This is a genomic window from Hyphomicrobiales bacterium, from assembly GCA_016710435.1.
Taxonomy (GTDB): Bacteria; Pseudomonadota; Alphaproteobacteria; order Rhizobiales; family Aestuariivirgaceae; genus Aestuariivirga.
In genome coordinates this window covers 1,445,126-1,466,032 of record JADJVV010000001.1, presented here as the reverse complement: position 1 = coordinate 1,466,032, position 20,907 = coordinate 1,445,126, and the positions used below count along the sequence as shown (strand labels likewise).

General features: G+C 63.9%; 16 protein-coding genes and 1 pseudogene. 7 read left to right on the top strand and 10 right to left on the bottom strand.

Going from position 1 to position 20,907, the window contains the following annotated elements:
• Positions 1 to 20 precede the first annotated feature (20 nt).
• Both IPM06_07120 and IPM06_07115 read left to right on the top strand, forming a co-directional pair.
• Positions 21 to 419, top strand: a complete 399-nt coding sequence (locus tag IPM06_07120; GenBank protein MBK8770185.1) for a PTS sugar transporter subunit IIA — start codon at positions 21 to 23, stop codon at positions 417 to 419.
• An 8-nt stretch (positions 420 to 427) separates the two neighbouring features.
• Positions 428 to 700 carry an HPr family phosphocarrier protein gene (locus IPM06_07115; protein ID MBK8770184.1) on the top strand — a complete coding sequence of 91 codons (273 nt, stop codon included), beginning with the start codon at positions 428 to 430 and terminating at the stop codon, positions 698 to 700.
• A gap of 1 nt (position 701) precedes the next feature.
• Here IPM06_07115 and IPM06_07110 read toward each other — a convergent pair whose 3' ends face one another.
• The 7 genes from IPM06_07110 to rpmI form a co-directional block, all read right to left on the bottom strand.
• The gene (locus IPM06_07110) at positions 702 to 2,099 is read right to left on the bottom strand and encodes an aspartate ammonia-lyase (GenBank protein ID MBK8770183.1); all 1,398 of its coding nucleotides are present in this window, start codon (positions 2,097 to 2,099) and stop codon (positions 702 to 704) included.
• Between the two features lie 62 nt (positions 2,100 to 2,161).
• The gene (locus IPM06_07105; protein ID MBK8770182.1) at positions 2,162 to 2,974 is read right to left on the bottom strand and encodes a carbohydrate ABC transporter permease; all 813 of its coding nucleotides are present in this window, start codon (positions 2,972 to 2,974) and stop codon (positions 2,162 to 2,164) included.
• Entirely contained in the window at positions 2,974 to 3,846 is an 873-nt protein-coding gene (locus IPM06_07100) for a sugar ABC transporter permease (protein MBK8770181.1), read from the bottom strand. Before IPM06_07100 ends, IPM06_07105 begins: the two co-directional genes overlap by 1 nt.
• 137 nt (positions 3,847 to 3,983) lie before the next feature.
• Complete coding sequence (locus IPM06_07095) at positions 3,984 to 6,377, bottom strand: phenylalanine--tRNA ligase subunit beta (protein ID MBK8770180.1); 2,394 nt, start codon at positions 6,375 to 6,377, stop codon at positions 3,984 to 3,986.
• A complete protein-coding gene (pheS, locus tag IPM06_07090; protein MBK8770179.1) occupies positions 6,374 to 7,444 on the bottom strand; it encodes a phenylalanine--tRNA ligase subunit alpha in 1,071 nt (356 codons plus the stop codon). The genes IPM06_07095 and pheS overlap by 4 nt, the downstream gene beginning before the upstream one ends.
• Before the next feature lie 90 nt (positions 7,445 to 7,534).
• Positions 7,535 to 7,891, bottom strand: a complete 357-nt coding sequence (gene rplT / locus IPM06_07085; GenBank protein MBK8770178.1) for a 50S ribosomal protein L20 — start codon at positions 7,889 to 7,891, stop codon at positions 7,535 to 7,537.
• 14 nt (positions 7,892 to 7,905) lie between these two features.
• Positions 7,906 to 8,112 (bottom strand): 50S ribosomal protein L35, encoded by a 207-nt coding sequence (gene rpmI, locus IPM06_07080; protein ID MBK8770177.1) that lies wholly within the window; start codon positions 8,110 to 8,112, stop codon positions 7,906 to 7,908.
• A 242-nt stretch (positions 8,113 to 8,354) separates the two neighbouring features.
• Between rpmI and IPM06_07075 the strand changes: the two are divergent.
• Together IPM06_07075 and pgi are read left to right on the top strand one after the other, a co-directional pair.
• A pseudogene (locus IPM06_07075) lies at positions 8,355 to 9,636 on the top strand (multidrug effflux MFS transporter).
• A complete protein-coding gene (pgi, locus tag IPM06_07070) occupies positions 9,584 to 11,212 on the top strand; it encodes a glucose-6-phosphate isomerase (GenBank protein ID MBK8770176.1) in 1,629 nt (542 codons plus the stop codon). Before IPM06_07075 ends, pgi begins: the two are co-directional and overlap by 53 nt.
• Positions 11,213 to 11,215: 3 nt before the next feature.
• Here pgi and IPM06_07065 read toward each other — a convergent pair whose 3' ends face one another.
• The gene (locus IPM06_07065) at positions 11,216 to 12,592 is read right to left on the bottom strand and encodes an L-serine ammonia-lyase (protein ID MBK8770175.1); all 1,377 of its coding nucleotides are present in this window, start codon (positions 12,590 to 12,592) and stop codon (positions 11,216 to 11,218) included.
• A gap of 29 nt (positions 12,593 to 12,621) precedes the next feature.
• On the opposite strand from IPM06_07065, the gene IPM06_07060 reads away from it, so the two are divergent.
• Positions 12,622 to 13,560, top strand: coding sequence for a DMT family transporter (locus IPM06_07060; protein MBK8770174.1), 939 nt, complete (start codon positions 12,622 to 12,624; stop codon positions 13,558 to 13,560).
• A gap of 121 nt (positions 13,561 to 13,681) precedes the next feature.
• Here the strand turns inward: IPM06_07060 and IPM06_07055 are convergent, their stop codons facing one another.
• Positions 13,682 to 14,500, bottom strand: coding sequence for an amidohydrolase family protein (locus IPM06_07055; GenBank protein MBK8770173.1), 819 nt, complete (start codon positions 14,498 to 14,500; stop codon positions 13,682 to 13,684).
• 158 nt (positions 14,501 to 14,658) lie between these two features.
• On the opposite strand from IPM06_07055, the gene IPM06_07050 reads away from it, so the two are divergent.
• Together IPM06_07050 and IPM06_07045 are read left to right on the top strand one after the other, a co-directional pair.
• Positions 14,659 to 16,191: an altronate dehydratase gene (locus IPM06_07050; protein MBK8770172.1), complete on the top strand. Its 1,533-nt coding sequence runs from the start codon at positions 14,659 to 14,661 to the stop codon at positions 16,189 to 16,191.
• Positions 16,192 to 16,317: 126 nt separating this feature from the next.
• Positions 16,318 to 18,441: a PBP1A family penicillin-binding protein gene (locus IPM06_07045; GenBank protein ID MBK8770171.1), complete on the top strand. Its 2,124-nt coding sequence runs from the start codon at positions 16,318 to 16,320 to the stop codon at positions 18,439 to 18,441.
• Here the strand turns inward: IPM06_07045 and gyrB are convergent, their stop codons facing one another.
• Positions 18,442 to 20,886 carry a DNA topoisomerase (ATP-hydrolyzing) subunit B gene (gene gyrB, locus IPM06_07040; GenBank protein MBK8770170.1) on the bottom strand — a complete coding sequence of 815 codons (2,445 nt, stop codon included), beginning with the start codon at positions 20,884 to 20,886 and terminating at the stop codon, positions 18,442 to 18,444. It abuts the gene before it with no gap.
• Between the last annotated feature and the right edge of the window lie 21 nt (positions 20,887 to 20,907).

Genomic DNA, 20,907 nt, shown 5'->3' with positions numbered 1-20,907 from the left:
TTGAAAAGGCATTGCGCGGCATGATCGGACTTGTGCTCGTCACCCACGGGCGACTTGCCTCGGAATTCATCCACGCCGTTGAGCATGTGGTGGGCAAGCAGGAGCAGATCGAGGCGATCTGCATCGGACCCGACGACAAGATGGATGCCCGCCGGGCCGACATCGCCGCCGCTGCCAAGCGCAGCGATACCGGCGAAGGCGTCATCATCCTCACCGACATGTTTGGCGGCACGCCCTCCAACCTTGCGATCTCGCTCCTCGAAGAGGGAAAGATCGAGGTGGTGGCTGGTCTCAATCTGCCCATGCTGGTGAAGCTCGCCCGCGTGCGGCGCGACTGCAACCTGCACAAGGCGGCGGCTGCCGCGCAGGATGCGGGCCGCAAATACATCAACATCGCCAGCCAGGTTCTGGGGGACTGACGCGCGGCATGGCAACACTCTCGCGGGACATGGCAATCACCAACCAGCGCGGGCTTCATGCCCGGGCCTCGGCGAAGTTCGTGAAATGCGCCGAAGGCTTCAACGCCGACATCACCGTGTCCAAGGACGGCCAATCCGTGCCCGCCACCTCGATCATGGGACTGATGATGCTCGCCGCCTCGATCGGCACATCGATCCGCGTCGACGCTTCAGGCCCCGATGCGGCGGTGGCCATTGATGCGCTGGCGGCGCTCGTCGAATCGAAATTCGACGAGGAATGACCTAGCGGCCGCGCTGGCCCAGCAGGTTTTCGGTCGCGAATGCTTCTGCCAGTTGTTCCGCTGTCATCAGCTTTTCCGCCAGCACCACTTCGCGGATGCTGCTGCGTGTTTTCAGCGCCTGCTTCGCCACGCGGCTTGCCTCGTCATACCCGATGTAGGGATTGAGCGCCGTCACTGCGACCAGCGAGTGGTCGAGCAGTTCGCGGCAGCGCTCTTCATCGGCCTCGATGCCCATGATGCATTTGTCGCGCAGGGCCGTCATTCCGCGGCTCAGCATGCGCATGGATTGCAGGATGTTGAAGACGATGACGGGCTCCATGGCGTTGAGCTGCAATTGCCCCGCCTCGGCGCCCAGCGTGACGGTGAGGTCATTGCCGATCACCTGGTAGGCAATCTGGTTCACCACTTCGGGAATCACGGGATTGACCTTGCCCGGCATGATGGATGAGCCGGCCTGCACGGCGGGCAGGCGGATTTCACCGAGACCGGCGCGGGGGCCGCTGTTGAGCAGGCGGAGATCATTGCAGATTTTCGACAGCTTCACGGCAATGCGCTTCAGCACGCCCGAGAAGGTGACGAAGGCGCCCATGTCGGACGTCGCCTCGATCAGGTCTCCGGCGGGAACCAGCGGCACGCCGGAAATGGCGGCGAGCCTGTTGATGACGATGCGGGAATAGTCGCGCGGCGTGTTGATGCCGGTGCCGATGGCCGTGCCGCCGAGGTTCACCTCGCGCAGCAGCGAGGCAAACTCGCGGAGGCGGTCAATATCCTCGCCCACGGTCACGGCGAAGGCCTTGAACTCGGAGCCGAGCCGCATGGGCACGGCATCCATCAACTGGGTGCGCCCGACCTTGATGATGTGATGGAAGGCCTGGGCACGCTCCTCCAGCGCCGACTTCAGGAATTCCTGGGCCGAGATCAGGGCCGGAACTTCGCGCAGCATGGTGAGGCGGACGGCGGTGGGGTACACATCGTTGGTGGACTGCGAGAGATTGACGTGGTCGTTCGGGTTGACGATGTCGTAGCGGCCCCGGGCCTCGCCCAGTTCGCGGAGCGCCATGTTGGCGATCACCTCGTTGGCGTTCATATTGGTGGAGGTGCCCGCTCCACCCTGCACCATGTCGACGATGAAGTGCTGGTGGTTCTCGCCCGCGATCAGGCGGTCGCAGGCGGCGGAAATGGCAGAGGCGATGCGCGGGTCGAGGACCCCGAGTTTGGCGTTGGCCTCGGCAGCGGCCTTCTTGGTCATGGCGAGTGCCACGACAAGTTCGGGATAATGGCGCAGCAGCGTGCCGGTGATGGGGAAGTTGGCGGCGGCGCGGGCGGTATGAACGCCGTAGTCGGCCTCCGCCGGCACAACCCATTCGCCCAATGAATCACGTTCCGTGCGCGTTGACATGAGGAAGCTCTCCCGATTTCGTCACACCAGCATAGGGCGTGCCGGGCTGATTGCCCACCCGTTTACGTGCGGATGACGAAACCGCGGGCGAGATGGTTGCGGACGAAATAGATCATCAGCAGGCCCGGGAGCAGCGACACCGTGCTCATGGCCATGACCAGGCCGACGTCGGTGCGGATGCCGATCAGCGAATTGATGGCCATGGTGATGGGCATGCCGGCGGTGACGGTGAGGATGCGGGCGAAAACCACCTCCACCCAGGAGAAGATGAAGCAGAAGAAGGCGGTGACGCCGATCCCTGGAGCGATGGCCGGGATCAGCATGCGCACGAAAAAGCCGGGCAGGGAATGGCCGTCGAGGAAAGCCGTTTCATCGAGTTCCGCCGGAATGGCCGAGATGAAACTCTCCAGGACCCAGATCGCGATCGGCACGTTGAAAAGGCAGTGCACCAGGGCAATGCCGAGGGGAGAATTCACCAGCCCGAACTTCGAGAACAGGATGAAGATCGGCAGCGACAGGACCACAGGCGGCGTCACCCGGAAGATGAGCAGGATGAAGAAGGCGTGCCTGTCGCCCACGAAACTGTAGCGCGAATAGGCATAGGCCGCGGGCAGACCCACGGCGAGGCAGAGCGCCACGTTGATCAGCACGTAGAGCGTCGAATTGAGGATCGATTCACGGAGCGCTGGCAGCGCCACGATGTTGGCGTAGTTGATCAAACTCCAAGAACCTTCGGCGATGTCGTCGCGGGGCATGGTGGAGACAAAGCTGAGGATGAAGGATTGCAGGAAAGGCAACAGGATGAAGGCCGCAAGCGCCAGGAACACGACGAGGGGCAACAGGCTGATGCGGCTCCCGGCCTTCTGCACGCGCATCAGGTGTTGATCCCCTGCAAGGCGCTCTTGCGGCGGTCCATGACGGTGCGGAACGTCCAGGCGGCGGTGATCACCAGCAGGAAGTAGACCATGGAGCGCGCCGCTGCCGCGCCATAGGTGAAGCTGCCGATTTCCTCGCCCAGGTCGAGCGAGAGGAACATGGTGGCATTCCGTGGCCCGCCCGCGTTGATGCGGAAGGCCTCGGTGTAGATCATGAAGCTGTCGACGAAGCGCAGCAGCACCGCAATGGAGAGAACACCGCTGATCTTCGGCAACTGGATGTAGCGGAAGACGGCGGTGCGCGATGCGCCGTCAATGGCGGCGGCCTTGTAGTAGTCGGGCGAGATGCCGGAGAGGCCCGCATAGGAGAGAATGACCACAAGGCCCAGCCAGTGCCAGGTGTCCATCGCCAGCAGCACGATCCAGGTGTGGATGGCGGTGAACCTGTAGTCAAAGGGAATGCCCAGCGCCGCCATGGTCCCGCCGGCGATCCCCGTCTTGGCGATGAAGCTCAGCCACATCATGGGGATCATGTTCCACGGCACGACGAGCGGCAGGGCGAGCAGCATGATCACCGGCGTACGCCAGCGCGGATGCTGCGTGAGCATGAGTGCGATGGCGATGCCGAGCGGCAATTGCACCGTGAGCACGAGAGCGGAGAACAGCAGGCTGCGCAGCAGGCTGCCGTGGAAACGTTCGGAGCGCACGATCTCCTGGTACCAGTCCAGCCCCACCCAATGCAGCTTCTGCAGGGTGAAGATGTCGTGGAAGGAATAGTTGAAGACGGCGACGAGCGGCAACACGCCCACGGCCAGCATGATGAGCCCGGCCGGAACCAGAAGCAGCCAGGCGCGGTTGTCATGCCGTTTCATGAATCAGGTCTTGCCCCGGTCAGAGAGTCTGTTGCGGAAGCAAGGCTCTGCGATCACAGGCGGAATGACAACAGCCTTGCAGCGGGGCAGCCATGAGCAATGCGCGGGGCACGTGATTGCTCCCGCACTCCCGCTTCTCAACTGCGCAGCGTGGCGCCCGTGGCCTTGCCGACAGCAGCGACGATCTTGGCCGAGAGCGCGTCGATTTCCTCGTCGGTGAAGGTCCTGTCCCTGGGCTGCAACGTCACTTCCAGTGCCAGTGAGGTCTTGCCATCGGCGAGCTTGAAGACGTCGAAGACCTGCGCCTCGGTGACTGTCACCTTGTCGACGCCGCGAGCGGCCTTCACCAGCTCGGCTGATTGCACCTTGTCATCCACCACGAAGGCGAAGTCGCGCGACACGCTCATGAGGCCGGAGAGTTGCAGCGCAGGTTTCGCCGTGCCCTTCTGGCGCGGCGCGGGGATGAGGTTGAGCACGATCTCAAAGGCCACCACAGGGCCCTTCACGTCCATCTCCGCCAGCACTCCGGGGTGCACCTCGCCGAAATGGGCGATCTTGTTCTGCGGCCCCATCTGCAAGGTGCCGGAGCGGCCGGGATGGAACCAGGCCGGCGCGGTGTTGACGATCTGCAAGGTCGCACCGGCCATGCCGCAGGCTTCCAGCACGGCGATGGCGTCGGCCTTGGCGTCGAAGGCATCGACAGGCCGGGTGCCGCCCTGCCACTGGCGCGACACGGCCTCGCCCTGGCGAATGCCCGCGGCGCGCAGGGTTTCATCCTTGGGCTGGTCGCCGGCATAGGCGTGGCCCACTTCACTCATGGCGAAGCCCGCGACGCCGCGCGCGATGTTGCGCCCTGCCGCGGCGAGCAGGTTGGGCAGCAGCGAAGGCCGCATGTCGGTCAGTTCCGAGGAGATGGCGTTGGCCAGCTGCAGTTCCCGCTGGCCACCTCCGAAGAGTTTGGCCTGCGCATTCGGCAGGAAGGCGTAGGTGACGGCCTCGTTGAAGCCGCGCGAGGCGAGCGTGCGGCGGGCCGCCAGCATGCGCTTCTGCAGCGGCGTCAGCACGGGCCTCGCCACGGGGCTGGGCCTGCTCATCTCCGCGAAGGGAATGTTCTCGAGTCCGACGATGCGGCAGATCTCTTCCACCAGATCGGCCTCGCCGTTCACGTCGGGGCGCCATGCCGGGGGAATGCACGAGGCCCCGCCCGCGGCTTCCGTCACGGCAAAGCCCAGAGCGCGGAGGATCTTCAATTGATCCGCCCACGGACAATCCAGTCCACCCAGTTGCTTCACGCGGGCCTTGCGGAGCGTGATGGTGCGCTTCGTTTCCGGCACCTTGCCGGCCACAACCTGATGCGAGGCTTCGCCGCCACAAAGATCGAGGATCATCTGCGTGGCGATGTCGGAGCCCGTTGGCGTGAAGGCGGGGTCGACGCCGCGTTCGAAGCGGTAGCGCGCATCGGAATTGATGCCGAGCTTGCGGCCCGTCGCTGCCGTGCGCACCGGATCAAACCAGGCGGCTTCGAGGAACACGTCGGTCGTGTCATCCGTGCAGGAGGAGGGAACGCCGCCGATGATGCCGGCCACGGCTTCCGCATGGGCCTCGTCGGCAATGACGGTCATGCCGGACGACAATGTGTAGGTCTTGTTGTCCAGCGCGTCGATCGTCTCGCCGTCGCGGGCGAAACGGGCGCTGATGTTTCCGGTCACTTTCTTCGCATCGAACACATGCAGTGGCCGCGCGTGGGCGAAGGTGACGTAGTTGGTGATGTCCACCAACGCGGAAATGGGGCGAAGGCCGATGGCCTTGAGGCGCTGCTGCATCCACGCCGGTGACGGCCCGTTCTTCGCGCCGCGGATGTAGCGGCCCACGAACAGCGGACAGGCTTTCTCGTCACCCTTGGGGAAATCGAGTGTCACCTTGATGGGTGACTCGAAACTGCCCTTGATCGCTGGCGGGTTGAGCGGCTTCAGCGTGCCGAGGCCCTTGGCGGCGAGGTCGCGGGCGATGCCGTAGATGCCCAGCGCATCGGGGCGGTTCGCCGTCACCTTCACGTAGAACATGGGATCGTCGAGGCCGAGGGCTGTCGCGGCGGGCGTGCCCACCGGCCAGTCGCCCTGAACATCAATGATGCCATCATGTTCGTCGGAGAGCATGAGTTCGCGTTCGGAACACATCATGGCTTGCGATTCCGATCCACGGATCGTGGCAGGCGTGAAGACCTGGCCCGTCACCGGGATTACGACACCGGGCAGGGCGATGATGGCCTTCATGCCGGTCCGCGCGTTGGGCGCACCGCAGACGACCTGCTTCACGCCGTCTTTCGTTTCCACAACGCAGAGGCGGAGCTTGTCGGCATTGGGATGCTTCTCCGCCTTCTGCACGTAGGCAACGGAAAAGGCGGCCAGCGCCTTGGTCTTGTCGGACACCTCCTCCACTTCGAGGCCAATGCCCAGAAGCCCCGCCGCGATCTCGTCAACGGTGGCAGTGGTATCGAGATAATCCTTGAGCCAGGAGAGGGTGAATTTCATGACAGTCCTCCCGCAAGCGTCGGAACTTGCAGTGATTTGAATCCATAGTGACGGAGCCAGCGCAGGTCCGAGTCGAAGAAGGCGCGCAGATCGGGGATGCCGTATTTCAGCATGGCGACGCGGTCGATGCCCATGCCGAAGGCGAAGCCCTGGTATTTGGCGGGGTCGAGGCCGCAGGACTTGATGACGTTGGGATGCACCATGCCGGAGCCGAGAATTTCGAGCCAGCTTTCGCCCTCGCCGATCTTCACCTGGCCGTCTTTCCAGGAACACTGGATGTCCACTTCCATGGACGGTTCGGTGAAGGGGAAGTGCGAGGCGCGGAAGCGCATCTTCACATCGTTCACTTCGAAGAAGGCCTTGCAGAATTCATGCAGCACCCATTTCAGGTGGCCCATGTGCGTGGACTCATCAAGGACGAGGCCCTCGACCTGATTGAACATGGGCGTGTGCGTCATGTCCGAGTCGGAACGGAAGGTGCGGCCCGGTGCGATGATGCGGATGGGCGGCTTCTGCGAAAGCATGGTGCGGATCTGCACCGGCGAGGTGTGTGTGCGCAACACCATGCGGCTGCCATCCGGCTTCTCGTGGAAATAGAAGGTGTCGTGCTCCTGCCGCGCCGGATGTTCGGGCGGCATGTTGAGGGCATCGAAATTGTGGAAGTCGTCTTCGATGTGCGGACCTTCCGCCACGGCGAAGCCGAGGTCGCCAAAAATCTGCACGATCTCTTCCCAGACCTGGGAAACGGGATGGATCGTTCCCTTGAGTTCACCGCGGGCGGGAAGGGTCACATCAACCGTCTCGCGGGCGAGGCGCTCGTTCAGCGCCTTGTCGGCCAGCGCCGCCTTGCGCAACGCGATGGCATCGCTCACCTTGTCCTTGATGAGGTTGAGGGCGGCGCCGAAACTCTTGCGCTCGTCGGGCGAGAGCGCGCCCAGGCCCTTCATCTGCTCGGAGATGGTGCCCTTCTTGCCGAGGGCGGCCACGCGCACGGCTTCCAGTGCTGCCTCATCGGCAGCGGCATTCACCTGCGCGAGCGTGTCCTGCTCCAGCGTTTCCAACGACATCGGGAATCCTCAAAATAAAACCGGGCCCTGAGTACGGGAGATTGCTCTCCCCCTCAAGGCCCGGTGAATGACGTTTCGTAAGTTCAGGACTTACGCGAGAGCGGCTTTTGCCTTCTCGACAAGCGCGCCGAAGGCGGCCTTGTCATGCACTGCGAGATCGGCGAGGACCTTGCGGTCCACTTCGATGCCGGCCTTGTCGAGGCCGTTGATAAATCGGCCGTAGGTGAGGCCGAGTTCGCGGGTGCCGGCGTTGATGCGCTGGATCCAGAGGGCGCGGAAGTTGCGCTTCTTCTGGCGGCGGCCGATGTAGGCGTATTGTTCCGCCTTCTCGACAGCCTGCACGGCAACGCGGAAAACGTTCTTGCGGCGGGAGAAGTAGCCCTTGGCGCGGGCCATGACCTTCTTGTGGGAGCGGCGGGCAACAACGCCGCCTTTTGCGCGTGGCATGGGTCAGACTCCTCTTAGTACTTGCCGGCGTAGGGCATGTGGATCTTCACCAGGCCTTCATCGCCCGGGGCCAGAACCATCGTGCCGCGCTGGTTGCGGATCTGCTTGTTGGTGCGCTTGATCATGCCGTGGCGCTTGCCAGCGGCCCCAGCCTTCACCTTGCCCGACGCCGTGAAGCGAAAACGCTTCTTGGCCGCCGACTTGGTCTTCATCTTGGGCATTTTGTTCAATCCTTTCAGAACATTGCGAAAAACCGCCATGGCAGCCCTTGTACGGCCAGGCGATTGAGGAACCTCAGCTTTATCAGTGAGATGGCGGGGATAAAGCAGAAATGGCCCGATATTGCAAGGTCCGGGCTGCAACCCCTGTCGGGTCTCGCCACCCAACCCCGCGTTGCTTGACCTTCGCCGGTCCCGGCCTATGGTCCGCCCCCTTTTTCCGGACCGGGGCCCAGCAGGGAATCATGAGCACCACAGATTTCGAGAAATTCCACGGCCGCCTCGGCCGGGTCGAGTTCATTGCCCTTGTTGCGGCAATGATCGCCATCAATGCCTTTGCCATCGACATCATGCTGCCGGGCCTGCAGGACATCGGCCAGAGCCTGGGCGAAACCGACGAGAACCGGCGGCAGCTGGTGATCCCGCTCTACATGCTGGGCTTCGGCATCCTGCAACTGGTCTTCGGACCGCTGGCCGACCGCTTTGGCCGGCGCACGCCGCTTCTTGCCGGCATGGCCGTCTATGTGCTGGCCGCCGGGGCCGCCTTCTTCGTCACCGACTTCAATGCCCTCCTGGCGCTGCGCTTCCTGCAAGGGGCTGGTGCGGCGGCAACGGCGGTGATCGCCATTGCGCTGGTGCGCGATCTCTTCGTGGGCGACGAGATGGCCAAGACCCTGTCGCTGGTCTTCATGGTGATGATGGCCTCGCCCATCTTTGCCCCTGGCCTCGGGCAGTTCCTGCTGTCCATCATGCCGTGGCAGGGTCTGTTCGGTTTCATGGCGGGCTTCGGCGCGCTGGTGATGGCTTGGACCTATTTCCGCCTGCCCGAGACCCTGCATCCGGAATACCGCCGCCCCTTCACGGCGCGGGCGATCGTGGAAGGCTTTGCCATCGTCTTCGGCAACCGCGTGTCGCTGTCCTACATCATGGCGACGGCGCTGCTCTTCGGCGCCCTGATGGGCTTCCTCACCTCCTCGCAGCAGATCTATGTGGAGCATTATGGCGTGGGCACGCTGTTCCCGCTGTTCTTCGCGGCGGGCGGCGCCATCAGTGCCTTCGGCGGCTATCTCAATTCGCAGGCGGTGATGCGCTTCGGCATGCGCCGGCTGTCGCACGGCGCGCTGGCGATCTTTGCCGGCGTTTCGCTGGTGATGGTGGTGCTGGGGGCGCTCGGCCTTCTGCCGGTGTTCCTGTTCTTTGCCCTGCTCAGCACCAACTTCCTCGTCTTCAACTTCATCATGTCGAACTTCGGGGCGCTGGCCATGGAGCCCCTGGGCGAGGTGGCGGGCACCGCCGCCTCCACGCAGGGCTTCCTGCAGATGGTGATCGGGGCGGCGCTGGGCACGGTGATCGGACAGCTCTATGACGGCACGCCCGTGCCCATGGCGCTGGGCTTCGTCGTTCTCTCCGCGGCAGCGGGTGCCATTGTCTTTTTTGGAGCAGGGCGTCATGCTCTCTCCAAAGAGACAGCTTCATGACACCCACCACCAAAACCGTCCTCGCCGAACTCAAAGCCCACGCCCGTGAAGGCCTTCCCGACATGCGGAAGACCTTTGCGCCATCGAAGAGGGGCAACGACCGCTTCACGGAATTCTCCGCGAGTCTCGATGACCTTGTCATGGATTTTTCCAAGTGCCGCGTCACGTCCAAGACCATGAAGCTGCTGGCGGCGTTGGCCAAGGCTGCCGACGTGGAGGGCCAGGTGCACAAGATGATGCGGGGCGACATCATCAACACCACGGAAGGCCGGGCCGTGCTGCACACGGCGTTGCGGCGGCCGAAGAGCGAACTGGTCTTCCTCGGCGGCCACAACGTCGTGCATGACGTGCATGACGTGCTGGAAGCCATGGCGCGCTTCGCCGTGGAGGTGCGGCAGAAGCATGTGGCGGGCAAGATCACGGATGTCGTCAACATCGGCATCGGCGGGTCGGATCTGGGGCCTGTCATGGCCACGCTGGCGCTGTCGCCCTACCATGACGGGCCGCGCGCGCACTTTGTCTCCAACGTGGATGGCGCGCATATCGCCGACACGCTGAAGGACCTCAATCCCGAGACCACCCTCTTCCTCGTCGCCTCCAAGACCTTCACCACCATCGAGACCATGACGAACGCACGCACGGCGCGGGCCTGGCTCGTCGAGAAGCTGGGCGAGGCTGCCGTCGGCGACCACTTCGCCGCCATCTCGACAGCACTCGACAAGGTGAAGGCCTTCGGCATTGCCGGGAACCGCACCTTCGGATTCTGGGACTGGGTGGGCGGGCGCTATTCGCTGTGGTCGGCAATCGGCCTGTCGCTTATGTTCGCCGTGGGGCCGCGCAACTTCATGGACATGCTGGCCGGCGCGCACGCCATGGACCAGCATTTCCTCTCCGCCCCGCCGCTCCGCAACCTGCCCATTCTGCTCGGCCTTCTGGGCGTGTGGCACCGCAATGCCTGCGGGCATCCCTCGCGCGCCATCATTCCCTATGACCAGCGCCTCTCGCGCTTTCCGGCCTACCTCCAGCAACTCGACATGGAGAGCAACGGCAAGCGCGTGACGCAAGGCGGCAAGGCGGTGCGCGAGGCGACCGGCCCCATCGTGTGGGGCGAACCCGGCACCAACGGACAACACGCCTTCTTCCAGCTGCTGCACCAGGGCACGGATGTGATCCCGGTCGAATTCCTCATCGCCGCCGAACCGCATGAAGTGGGCATCAAGGTGCACCACGATCTTCTCGTGGCCAATTGCCTGGCGCAGTCACAGGCGCTGATGCGGGGCCGCACGCTGAAGGAAGCGGAAGCGCAACTTGCCGCCATGGGCAAGAGCAAGGCGGAGGTGAAGCGTCTCGCCCCGCACCGCGTCTTCGAAGGCAACCGCCCCTCGATCACCATCGCCTACCGAAAGCTCGATCCGGCAACACTGGGCAAGCTGATCGCGCTCTACGAGCACCGCGTCTTCACCGAAGCCGCCATCTGGGGCATCAACGCCTTCGACCAGTGGGGCGTGGAACTGGGCAAGGAACTGGCCACGGGCCTCCAACCGGTTATCGAGGGCAAACAGGGACTGGAGGGACTGGATTCCTCCACGGCAGGACTGGTCGCCCACCTCAGCGCCCTCAAGTAGGGCTCAGCACTCCACCACGTTGACGGCCAATCCGCCGGTGGAGGTTTCCTTGTAGCGTTCGCTCATGTCGATGCCGGTCTGGCGCATGGTTTCGATGCAGGTGTCCAGCGGCACGAGATGGGTGCCGTCGCCGCGGAGGGCCAATGACGCGGCGGTCACCGCCTTCACCGCGCCGAAGGCGTTGCGTTCGATGCAGGGCACCTGCACGAGGCCGCCCACGGGATCGCAGGTCATGCCGAGATGATGTTCGAGCGCGATCTCGGCGGCGTTCTCCACCTGCGCGTTGCTGCCGCCGAGGGCCGCACACAGCCCCGCCGCTGCCATGGCCGAGGCCGAGCCCACTTCGCCCTGGCAGCCCACTTCGGCCCCCGAGATCGAGGCGTTGTGCTTGATGATGCCGCCCACCGCGGCGGAGGCCAGGAGGAAGGTGCGGATGCCGTTTGTGTCGGCGCCGACACAATGATCGAGATAATAGCGCATGACCGCGGGGATGACGCCCGCCGCACCATTGGTGGGCGCAGTCACCACCTTGCCGCCCGCCGCATTCTCCTCGTTCACGGCCATGGCGTATACCGAGAGGAAATCCATGACGCGATGGGGTTGCACGGCGTTGCCTCCCGTTTCCGCCTGGAGCTTTCCCAGCACGTCGGCGGCGCGGCGCTTCACCTTCAGGCCGCCAGGCAGGATGCCCTGCTGCGAGAGACCGCGCTGCAGGCAGGCGTTCATCACGCGCCACACATGATCGAGCCGGGCATCGAGGGCGGCACCGTGCATCGTTTCCTCGTTGGCGCGCTTCATGTCGGCGATGGACTTGCCCGAGGCTGCGCCCATGGCCAGCATTTCCTCCGCATTCGAGAAAGGAAATGGCACATGGGACGGTGGTGCATCTCCCTTGGCCACGGTGGCGTTGCGCTCGGCTTCGGTCTGCACGAAGCCGCCGCCGATGGAATAGAACGTCTCGATCGCCACCGTCATGCCGCCCGCCTGGACATGCATGATCATGCCATTGGCGTGGCCCTTCAGCGCGGGGCCGAAATCGAAGATCACGTCGGTGGCCGGATCGAAGGCCAGGCGGCGGCCATCGCCGAGGGCAACGGATTTTGCTTCCGCCATGCGGGCGAGGATCGACTCGACCCGGTCGGGATCGATGTCCTGTGGCGTCTCGCCGGCAAGTCCGAGAATCACGGCACGGTCGGTGCCGTGGCCCTTGCCGGTGAAGGCGAGCGAGCCGTGCAGGCTCACATGCAGATGTGAATCCGGCGGCAGATAGACGCCCGCAAGGCCATCGAGGAAACGGCGCGCCGCCACCATGGGTCCCACCGTGTGCGAGGACGAGGGGCCGATGCCGATCTTGTAGAGGTCGAAGACGGAGAGGAACATTCCGGCAAATCTGCCACAGGCGGCAGGGAATGCCCATCTTTTCCGGCCATCTGCCGTGCCGATTGCGTCATGTGGCCGGCAATGCCAGTGTTGCCGCCATGCTTGCCCTGTCCTTTGGTCTTGCCGCAGCCCTGTGCTGGTCGGTGCATGATTGTGTTGCCCGTTCCTATGCCGGCCGTATCGGCCCCTACCGCATGGCCTTCCTGGTTGTACTGACAGGCGCCCTGCTGCTTTTGCCCATCGTGCTGTGGCGGAACGTGATCTGGCAGGCGGAGGGCTGGGCCATTGGCTATGCCCTGGCGCTGGGAGCCGTCTATGCCTTTGCACTCGGCGGGTTGTTCAAGGCCTTCAGCGTGGCGCCCGTTTCCATCGTCGGGCCGACGACGGCGGCTTATCCCGCACTGGTGGTGTTGTGGGGATTGTTCCACGGCCTGTCACCCACGCTCGTGGAGTGGACGGGCGTTGTGCTCGTTCTTGCAGGCGCGATCACGGTCGGAGCGAGCGGACCTGTGGAGGGTGGACGGGCCTCCATCGCACCCGGCCAGGTGCTGATGGCCGTGCTTGCCATTCTGGCCGCCAATGCGGGTTTCGCCTCCGCTGTGATTCTGGGGCAAGCCGCGTCCGTCAGCATGGGCGAGGTGGAAACGACATTCGTCTCGCGCTTTCCCGCGGCCTTGCTGCTGGCGCCGCTTCTGGCGGGGGATGTGCGGCGGCAAGGTTCCTGGCCGCGGCGGGGCACACTTGCCGTCATCGCCATGGCGGCACTCGATGTGGGGGCGGTGACGGCGGTCAACGGGGCCGGGCATTTCCCCGAAAAGGAATTCGCCGCCATGGGCGTCTCCGCCTATGGCGGGCTTGCCGTTCTGGTGGCGATGATCTTCCTCCGCGAAAAGGTATCACGCGGACAATGGCTGGGCATCGCCATGATCGTCGTTGGCATCACCTGCCTGGGATGGCCGAAGGGATAAGGCATCACGCGGCTCTTTGCTTCTGATACTCGTTACCCGGCGACAGGACGCATGACGGGGTTTGGAATCTGAAACTCTGCCGCGCGGGCCAAATTCCGCGGACCCCGTTCAGCCATTCCCCTCAGATCCGGTAAAACGCTGCCGCCGATCCGCCGAAGATGGCATCTGCTCCCTGTGCGCCCACGATCTCCGTCGCGGCGGCGTGCCATTGCGGATAGCTGCCGTTCAATTCCAGCACCGGCCAGTCCGAGCCCCACATCACGCGGCCGGGTCCGAAGCAGTCGATCACATGGCGGGCGTAGGGCTTCAACGTCTCAACCGTCCAGCCGGGTTTTGCTTCCGTTGCGATGCCCGAGAGCTTGCAGAAGACGTTGGTCGTCTTCGCAATCGTTTCCATGCCCCTGGCCCAGTCGTCGAACTTGCCGTCGCGGATCACCGGCTTCATGCAATGATCAATGACGATCCGCATTTTGGGCCGGGCATCGAAGAGGCGGCGGAACGGCCCGACGTGATGGGCATAGCCCAGCGCGTCAAAGGTGAGGTCAAGATCGGTGATGGCGTCATAGGCCCACTGGATGTCCTTGCGATGCATCCACTCCGCATCCGGCAGGTCCTGGATCATGGGACGCACGCCAGCGAATTTGGGATGCCTGGCCAAGCGCTGGAGGTGTTTCAGGTCCTCGCGCTTTTCGAAATCGACCCAGCCCACAACCTTGGCGACAAAGCCGGTCGTGTCGGCGATGCCCAGCATGTATTCGGTTTCGTTGACGGTGGGTGCAGCCTGCACGAGCACCGTCTTGTCCACGCCCGCCGCCTTGAGATGGGGCCGCATTTCGTCGGGGCCGATGGCGCGGCGGATCGGGGCCGCGCCCTCGCCATCCATCCAGTAATAATCACCGCGGGCGGGATGCCAGAAGTGCTGGTGGGAATCGATTTTCATGGTGCTTCATCTCCGGCGCGCGTCTGGACACGGCAGAGGTTGGCGCAGACCGCCGCAACCCCGTCGCAATTTCACGCTTCTTATCCCTTTTCCCGGGTTGTTTTCACAGGCCCCCGGGCCTATTAAACTGTTATATCAGTTTGCGGAACCAAGTCACCATGGATAAAGCGTCTCGCCCCGGCTCGCCTCTCCTGCGCCTTCACGGCACTGACAATGTCGTCGTCGCCACTCGCATCATCGAGAAGGGCGAGACCCTCGAGGGCATCACGGCGCAAGCCAAGATCATGCGTGGCCACAAGATGGCGTCGGTGAAGATCGCCAATGGCGAGCCCATCCGCAAGTTCGGGCAGATCATCGGTTTCGCCAAGAGCGATATCGCGCCCGGTGAATGGGTGCATGAGCACAACGTCATCATGGGCGAACTGGCGCACGACTATGCCTTCGCGCAGGCCGCGAAGACGGAAGAGGTGCTGCCGGAGAACCAGCGCGCCACCTTCCAGGGCTACCGCCGCAAGAACGGCAAGGTGGGCACGCGCAACTACATCGGCATCATGACCAGCGTGAACTGCTCGGCCACGGTCGCGGCACACATCGCCCGCGAGGTCGAGCGCTCGGGCATGCTCAACGACTATCCCAACATCGACGGCATCGTGGCGCTGACGCAGGACAACGGTTGCGTCATCGATTACCGCGGCGTGATCTTCGACACCTTCAAGCGCACCGCCTGGGGTTATGCCACCAACCCGAACATGGGCGGCGTCATGATGGTGGGGCTGGGCTGCGAAGGATTCCAGATCCCGCGCTTCAAGGAAGCCTACAAGGTGGAGGAGAATGAACTCTTCCGCACCATGACCATCCAGGAAACCGGCGGCACCAAGAAGACGGTGGACCGCGGCATTGCCTACGTGAAGGAAATGCTCGACTCCGTGAACAACGTGAAGCGCGAGACGTGCCCCGCCTCCGACCTTGTGGTGGCGTTGCAGTGCGGCGGCTCGGATGGCTATTCCGGCATCACCGCCAATCCGGCGCTGGGTGCGGCTGTCGATATTCTCGTCCGCCATGGCGGCACCGGCATTCTTTCCGAAACGCCGGAAATCTATGGGGCGGAACACCTGCTCACGCGCCGCGCGGCCACCAGGGAAGTGGGTGAGAAACTTGTCGGCATCATCAAGTGGTGGGAGGATTATACCCGCCGCAACAACATGGAAATGAACAACAACCCGTCGCCCGGCAACAAGCTGGGTGGGCTCACCACCATTCTGGAAAAGTCGCTGGGCGCCGCCGCCAAGGGTGGCACCACCACGCTGCAGGCCGTCTACAACTATGCCGAACCGGTCACCGCCAAGGGTTTCGTGTTCATGGATACGCCGGGCTATGATCCCGTGGGGGCGACCGGACAGGTGGCGGGCGGCGCCAATCTCATGTGCTTCACCACGGGGCGTGGAAGCGCCTATGGCAACAAGCCCTGCCCTTCCATCAAGCTCGCCACCAACACCGACATCTACACCCGCATGATCGACGACATGGACATCAACTGCGGTGACGTCGTGGAGGGTGTGCCGCTGGAGGTGAAGGGTCAGCAGATCTTCGACCTCATGCTGAAGACCGCGTCGGGCCAGAAGACCAAATCCGAAGAACTGGGCTACGGCGAAAACGAATACGTGCCGTGGTATATCGGCGCCGTCATGTGAGGGGCCCACGCGGCCCTTGCAGCCATCTTTTACCCATGATTTCCCCGCAACAGCGGGACCAGTAACCGCCCGGCAAGGTCCGGGCCTTTAGGGTGCCGCCGGGTACAACCGGGGGCGGAGTGGACGATGGGCTGGTTTGGCGGCGGAAAGAAGAAAGCCGCGCAATCGCAACGGCGGGGACGGCAGGAACCGCAGTTATTCCCGGAACGGCGCGGGCGCGTGGCAGAACCTGCTCCGCGCAAGCGCCGGCGCAGCCTGTTGGGCTGGCTGTTCCGCTTCACGCTGGCGCTGGGCTTCTGGGCCGCTATCGCCTGTGCCGCGACCTTCGCCTTCATCTGGTTCACGCTGGCACAGAAAGGCGTCTTCCAGGTGCCCGAGCGCGAACCGGGCATCATGATCCTCGCTTCGGACGGAACCGAACTCGCCCAGCGCGGCACCTTCTTCGGCGACAGCGTGAACATCGAGGCGCTGCCCGACTACGTGCCCAACGCCATCATCGCCATCGAGGACCGGCGCTTCTACAGCCATCACGGCATTGACCCGTGGGGACTGGGACGCGCCATGCTGAGCAACCTGCGCGGCGGGCGCATGACGCAAGGCGGCTCCACGCTGACGCAGCAGTTGGCCAAGAACCTCTTCCTCTCGCCCGAGCGAACCATCAATCGCAAACTCCAGGAGGTTGTCCTCGCGATCTGGCTGGAGACCAAGTTCTCCAAGGATGAAATCCTCCAGCTCTACATGAACCGCGTCTATTTCGGCGGCGGGGCCAACGGCATCGACAAGGCCAGCCGGGCCTTCTACGGCAAGTCTCCGGAAGAGCTGTCGATCATGGAAGCAGCTACGCTCGCCGGCGTCCTCAAGGCCCCCACCACCTACAATCCAGCCAGGCGGCCGCAGGAGGCCCGTGAGCGGGCGACACTCGTGCTCCAGAACATGGTGCAAGAGGGCTACATCACGGCGGACGACATGAGCGAGGCGCTCGCCTCCTCCACCAGGACGACGCCCGCCGACTATGTGCCGGCGACGCAATACGCGGTGGACTGGATCATCGACCAGCTGCCGCTCTACACCAAGGACACCCATGAATCGCTGGTGATCGAGACGACGCTCGACACGGTGATGCAGCTCAAGGCGGAAGCCTCGCTCCGGAAGCGCCTCGCCGACAACGGCAGGAAGCTGGCGGTGAGCGAAGGCGCCGTGGTGACGCTCGACACGCGGGGTGCGGTGAAGGCGCTCGTCGGCGGGCGGTCCTACAAGCGCAGCCAGTTCAACCGCGCCGTCAAGGCGAAGCGCCAGCCGGGATCGGCCTTCAAGCCCTTCGTCTATCTCGCCGCCATCGAGAACGGCTATCGCCCGGAAAGCGTCGAGGTGGATGAGCCGATCCGCATCGGCAACTGGGCGCCGCAGAATTACACCGACCGTTACCTCGGACCCGTCACGCTGGAGCGCGCCTTTGCCCTCTCCATCAACACCGTTGCGGCACGCCTCGGGCAGGCGGTGACGCCGCAGGCCGTTGCAGCCGTGGCCCACCGCCTTGGCATCACCTCGCAACTGGGCACCGACGCCACCATTGCACTCGGCACATCGGAAGTCACACCGCTTGAACTCACGGCCGCCTACACGCCGTTTGCCAATGGCGGCTATGCCGTCGAACCCTATGTGGTGACGCGCATCTACACCAAGGCTGGCAAGGTGCTGTACCAGCGCAAGGGCGACGGGCTGGGCCGCGTCGTCTCCGACAATGACCTCGGCGCCATGAACATCCTCTTCCGCGCCGTGGTGCGAGAAGGCACCGCCACCAAGGCCGAATTCGACAACCTCGACATCGGCGGCAAGACGGGCACCAGCCAGGATTACCGCGACGCCTGGTTCATCGGCTTCACGCCCTATTATGTGACGACCGTGTGGATGGGGAACGACGACAGCTCGCCCACGAAGAAGGTGACAGGCGGTTCACTGCCGGCGCTCGTCTGGAAGGACGTGATGGAGGAAGCCCACAAGGGTCTTAGCCCGCGCATCCTGCCGGGTGAAATGCAGGCGCCGCCGGACACCGACGCGGTCGTGGCCGATACTGCGCCCCAGGATGCAATCGAGGCTGATCCGCAGATCGCCGAGGAAGACGTGGCGCCGGTGCCGCGCAAGAAGAAGAAGCGCGGCCTCTTCGCCCGCATCTTCGGCATCGATGACGGCGGCGATGCACCTCCTCCGCCCCCGCGCAAGCGCATGGTCAAGGACGGCGAGCTGTACTGATCAGACGTCGAGGTTGGCGACGTTGAGGGCGTTTTCGCGAATGAAGTCGCGGCGCGGCTCGACGACGTCACCCATGAGCTTGGTGAAGAGGTCGTCGGCCTGGTCGATTTCCGAGACTTTGACGCGCAACAGTGAGCGCACGTTGGGATCGAGTGTTGTCTCCCAGAGCTGCTCGGGATTCATCTCGCCGAGGCCTTTGTAGCGCTGCAACGACACACCCTTGCGGCCGGCCGAGAAGATGGCGTCCAGCAGGCCCAGGGGTCCGTTGATCGGCGTTTCGAAATCCTTGCGCTTCAGCTTGGCAGGATGGGCATAGACCTCCTGCAGATGAGCCGTCTTGCGGTCGAGGCGCATGGCGTCGGCTGATGAGATCAGCTTGTTGTCGATGTGCCAGCTTTCCTTCACGCCGCGGAGTTCGCGCATGAAGTTGAGGCCGCCGTCCGCCGCGATGGCGCCGTGCCAACCACGTTCCGTTTCATCGGAGAGGATGTCGAGGCGGCGGGCCACGTAGGCGGCCGCGGCCTCGGCGTTGGCCTGGTCGGAGAGAACTTCGGGATTGAGGGCGCCCGCAATCGCCGCCTGCTCGATCACCAGCGTGGGATAACGCGAGTGCAGGCCTTCGATGACGCCGCGGATCGCAAGCGCCTCTTCGACGATGGCGCGGAGATCGGCGCCGGCGCGTTCGCTGCCGTTGCCCAGCACCAGCTTCACGCCGTCAAGGCCCTGATCCACCAGGTTCTCCTCCAGCGCCTTGTTGTCCTTCAGGTACTGTTCTGAATTGCCGCGCTTGATCTTGTAGAGCGGCGGCTGGGCGATATAGAGATGCCCGCGCTCGATCAATTCCGGCATCTGGCGGTAGAAGAAGGTGAGCAGCAGCGTGCGGATATGCGCGCCGTCCACGTCGGCGTCGGTCATCACGATGATCTTGTGATAGCGCAGCTTGCCGATATTGAATTCCTCGCGGCCGATGCCGGTGCCCAGCGCCGTGATGAGCGTGCCGATTTCCACCGAGGAGAGCATCTTGTCGAAGCGGGCGCGCTCGACGTTGAGGATCTTGCCGCGCAGGGGCAGCACCGCCTGGTTGTCTCGGTTGCGCGCCTGCTTTGCGGAGCCACCGGCGCTGTCACCTTCGACGATGAAGAGTTCGCAGCGGGCGGGATCGCGTTCCTGGCAATCGGCGAGCTTGCCGGGAAGCGAGGAGATATCGAGCGCGCCCTTGCGGCGGGTCAGTTCACGGGCCTTGCGGGCGGCCTCTCGGGCGGCGGCGGCTTCCACGATCTTCTGCACGATGGAACGGGCATCGCCCGGGTGTTCCTCGAACCAGGCGCCGAGCGCATCGTTGACGTAGCTTTCGACGACCGGGCGCACCTCGGAGGAGACGAGCTTGTCCTTCGTCTGCGAGGAGAACTTGGGATCGGGCACCTTGACCGAGAGCACGCAGGTCATGCCTTCGCGCGCGTCATCGCCGGTCAGCTGCACCTTTTCCTTTTTGGAGATTCCGGAATTGGCGGCGTAGTTGTTGATGACGCGGGTGAGCGCGCCGCGGAAGCCTGCGAGATGGGTGCCGCCGTCGCGCTGCGGAATGTTGTTGGTGAAGCAGAAGACGCTTTCATTGTAGCTGTCATTCCACCACAGGGCGCATTCCACGGTGATGCCGTCGCGTTCGCCCTTGATCAGGATCGGCTCCTTCAGCACCGGCTGCTTGGAACGGTCGAGATATTTCACGAAGGCCGCGATGCCGCCCTCGTAGAAGAGTTCGACGACGTTGGGCTCGACGCCGCGCCGGTCGGTGAGGGTGATGCGTACACCGGAATTGAGGAAGGCGAGTTCGCGCAGGCGGTGTTCCAGCGTGGCGAAATCAAACTCGGTCTTGGTGAAGGTGCCGGTCGATGGCAGGAACGTCACCTCGGTGCCGCGCTTGCCTTGCGCCTCGCCCACAACGCGGAGCGGTGCATCGGGCACGCCATGGGTGAAGGTCATGGTGTGGGTCTTGCCACCACGGTGCACGGTGAGTTCGAGCTTGGTCGAGAGCGCGTTCACCACCGAGACGCCCACGCCATGAAGGCCGCCCGAGACCTTGTAGGAATTCTGGTCGAACTTGCCGCCGGCGTGCAGCTCCGTCATCACGATTTCCGCTGCCGAGCGCTGGGGCTCGTGGTCGTCATCCTTCTTGATGTCGGTGGGGATGCCGCGGCCGTTGTCGGTGACGGTGGCGGAGCCATCGGCGTTGAGCGACACGGTGACCAGCGTGGCGTGACCGGCCAGCGCTTCGTCGATCGCGTTGTCGACGACTTCGTAGACCATGTGGTGCAGGCCCGAGCCGTCATCGGTATCGCCGATGTACATGCCGGGGCGCTTGCGCACGGCATCAAGGCCCTTCAGCACCTTGATCGATTCAGCGCCGTATTCGGCCTGCGGTTTCTGCTCTTGGTCGTTCTGTGACATGGGGGTTCCGGGGTCGTCGGA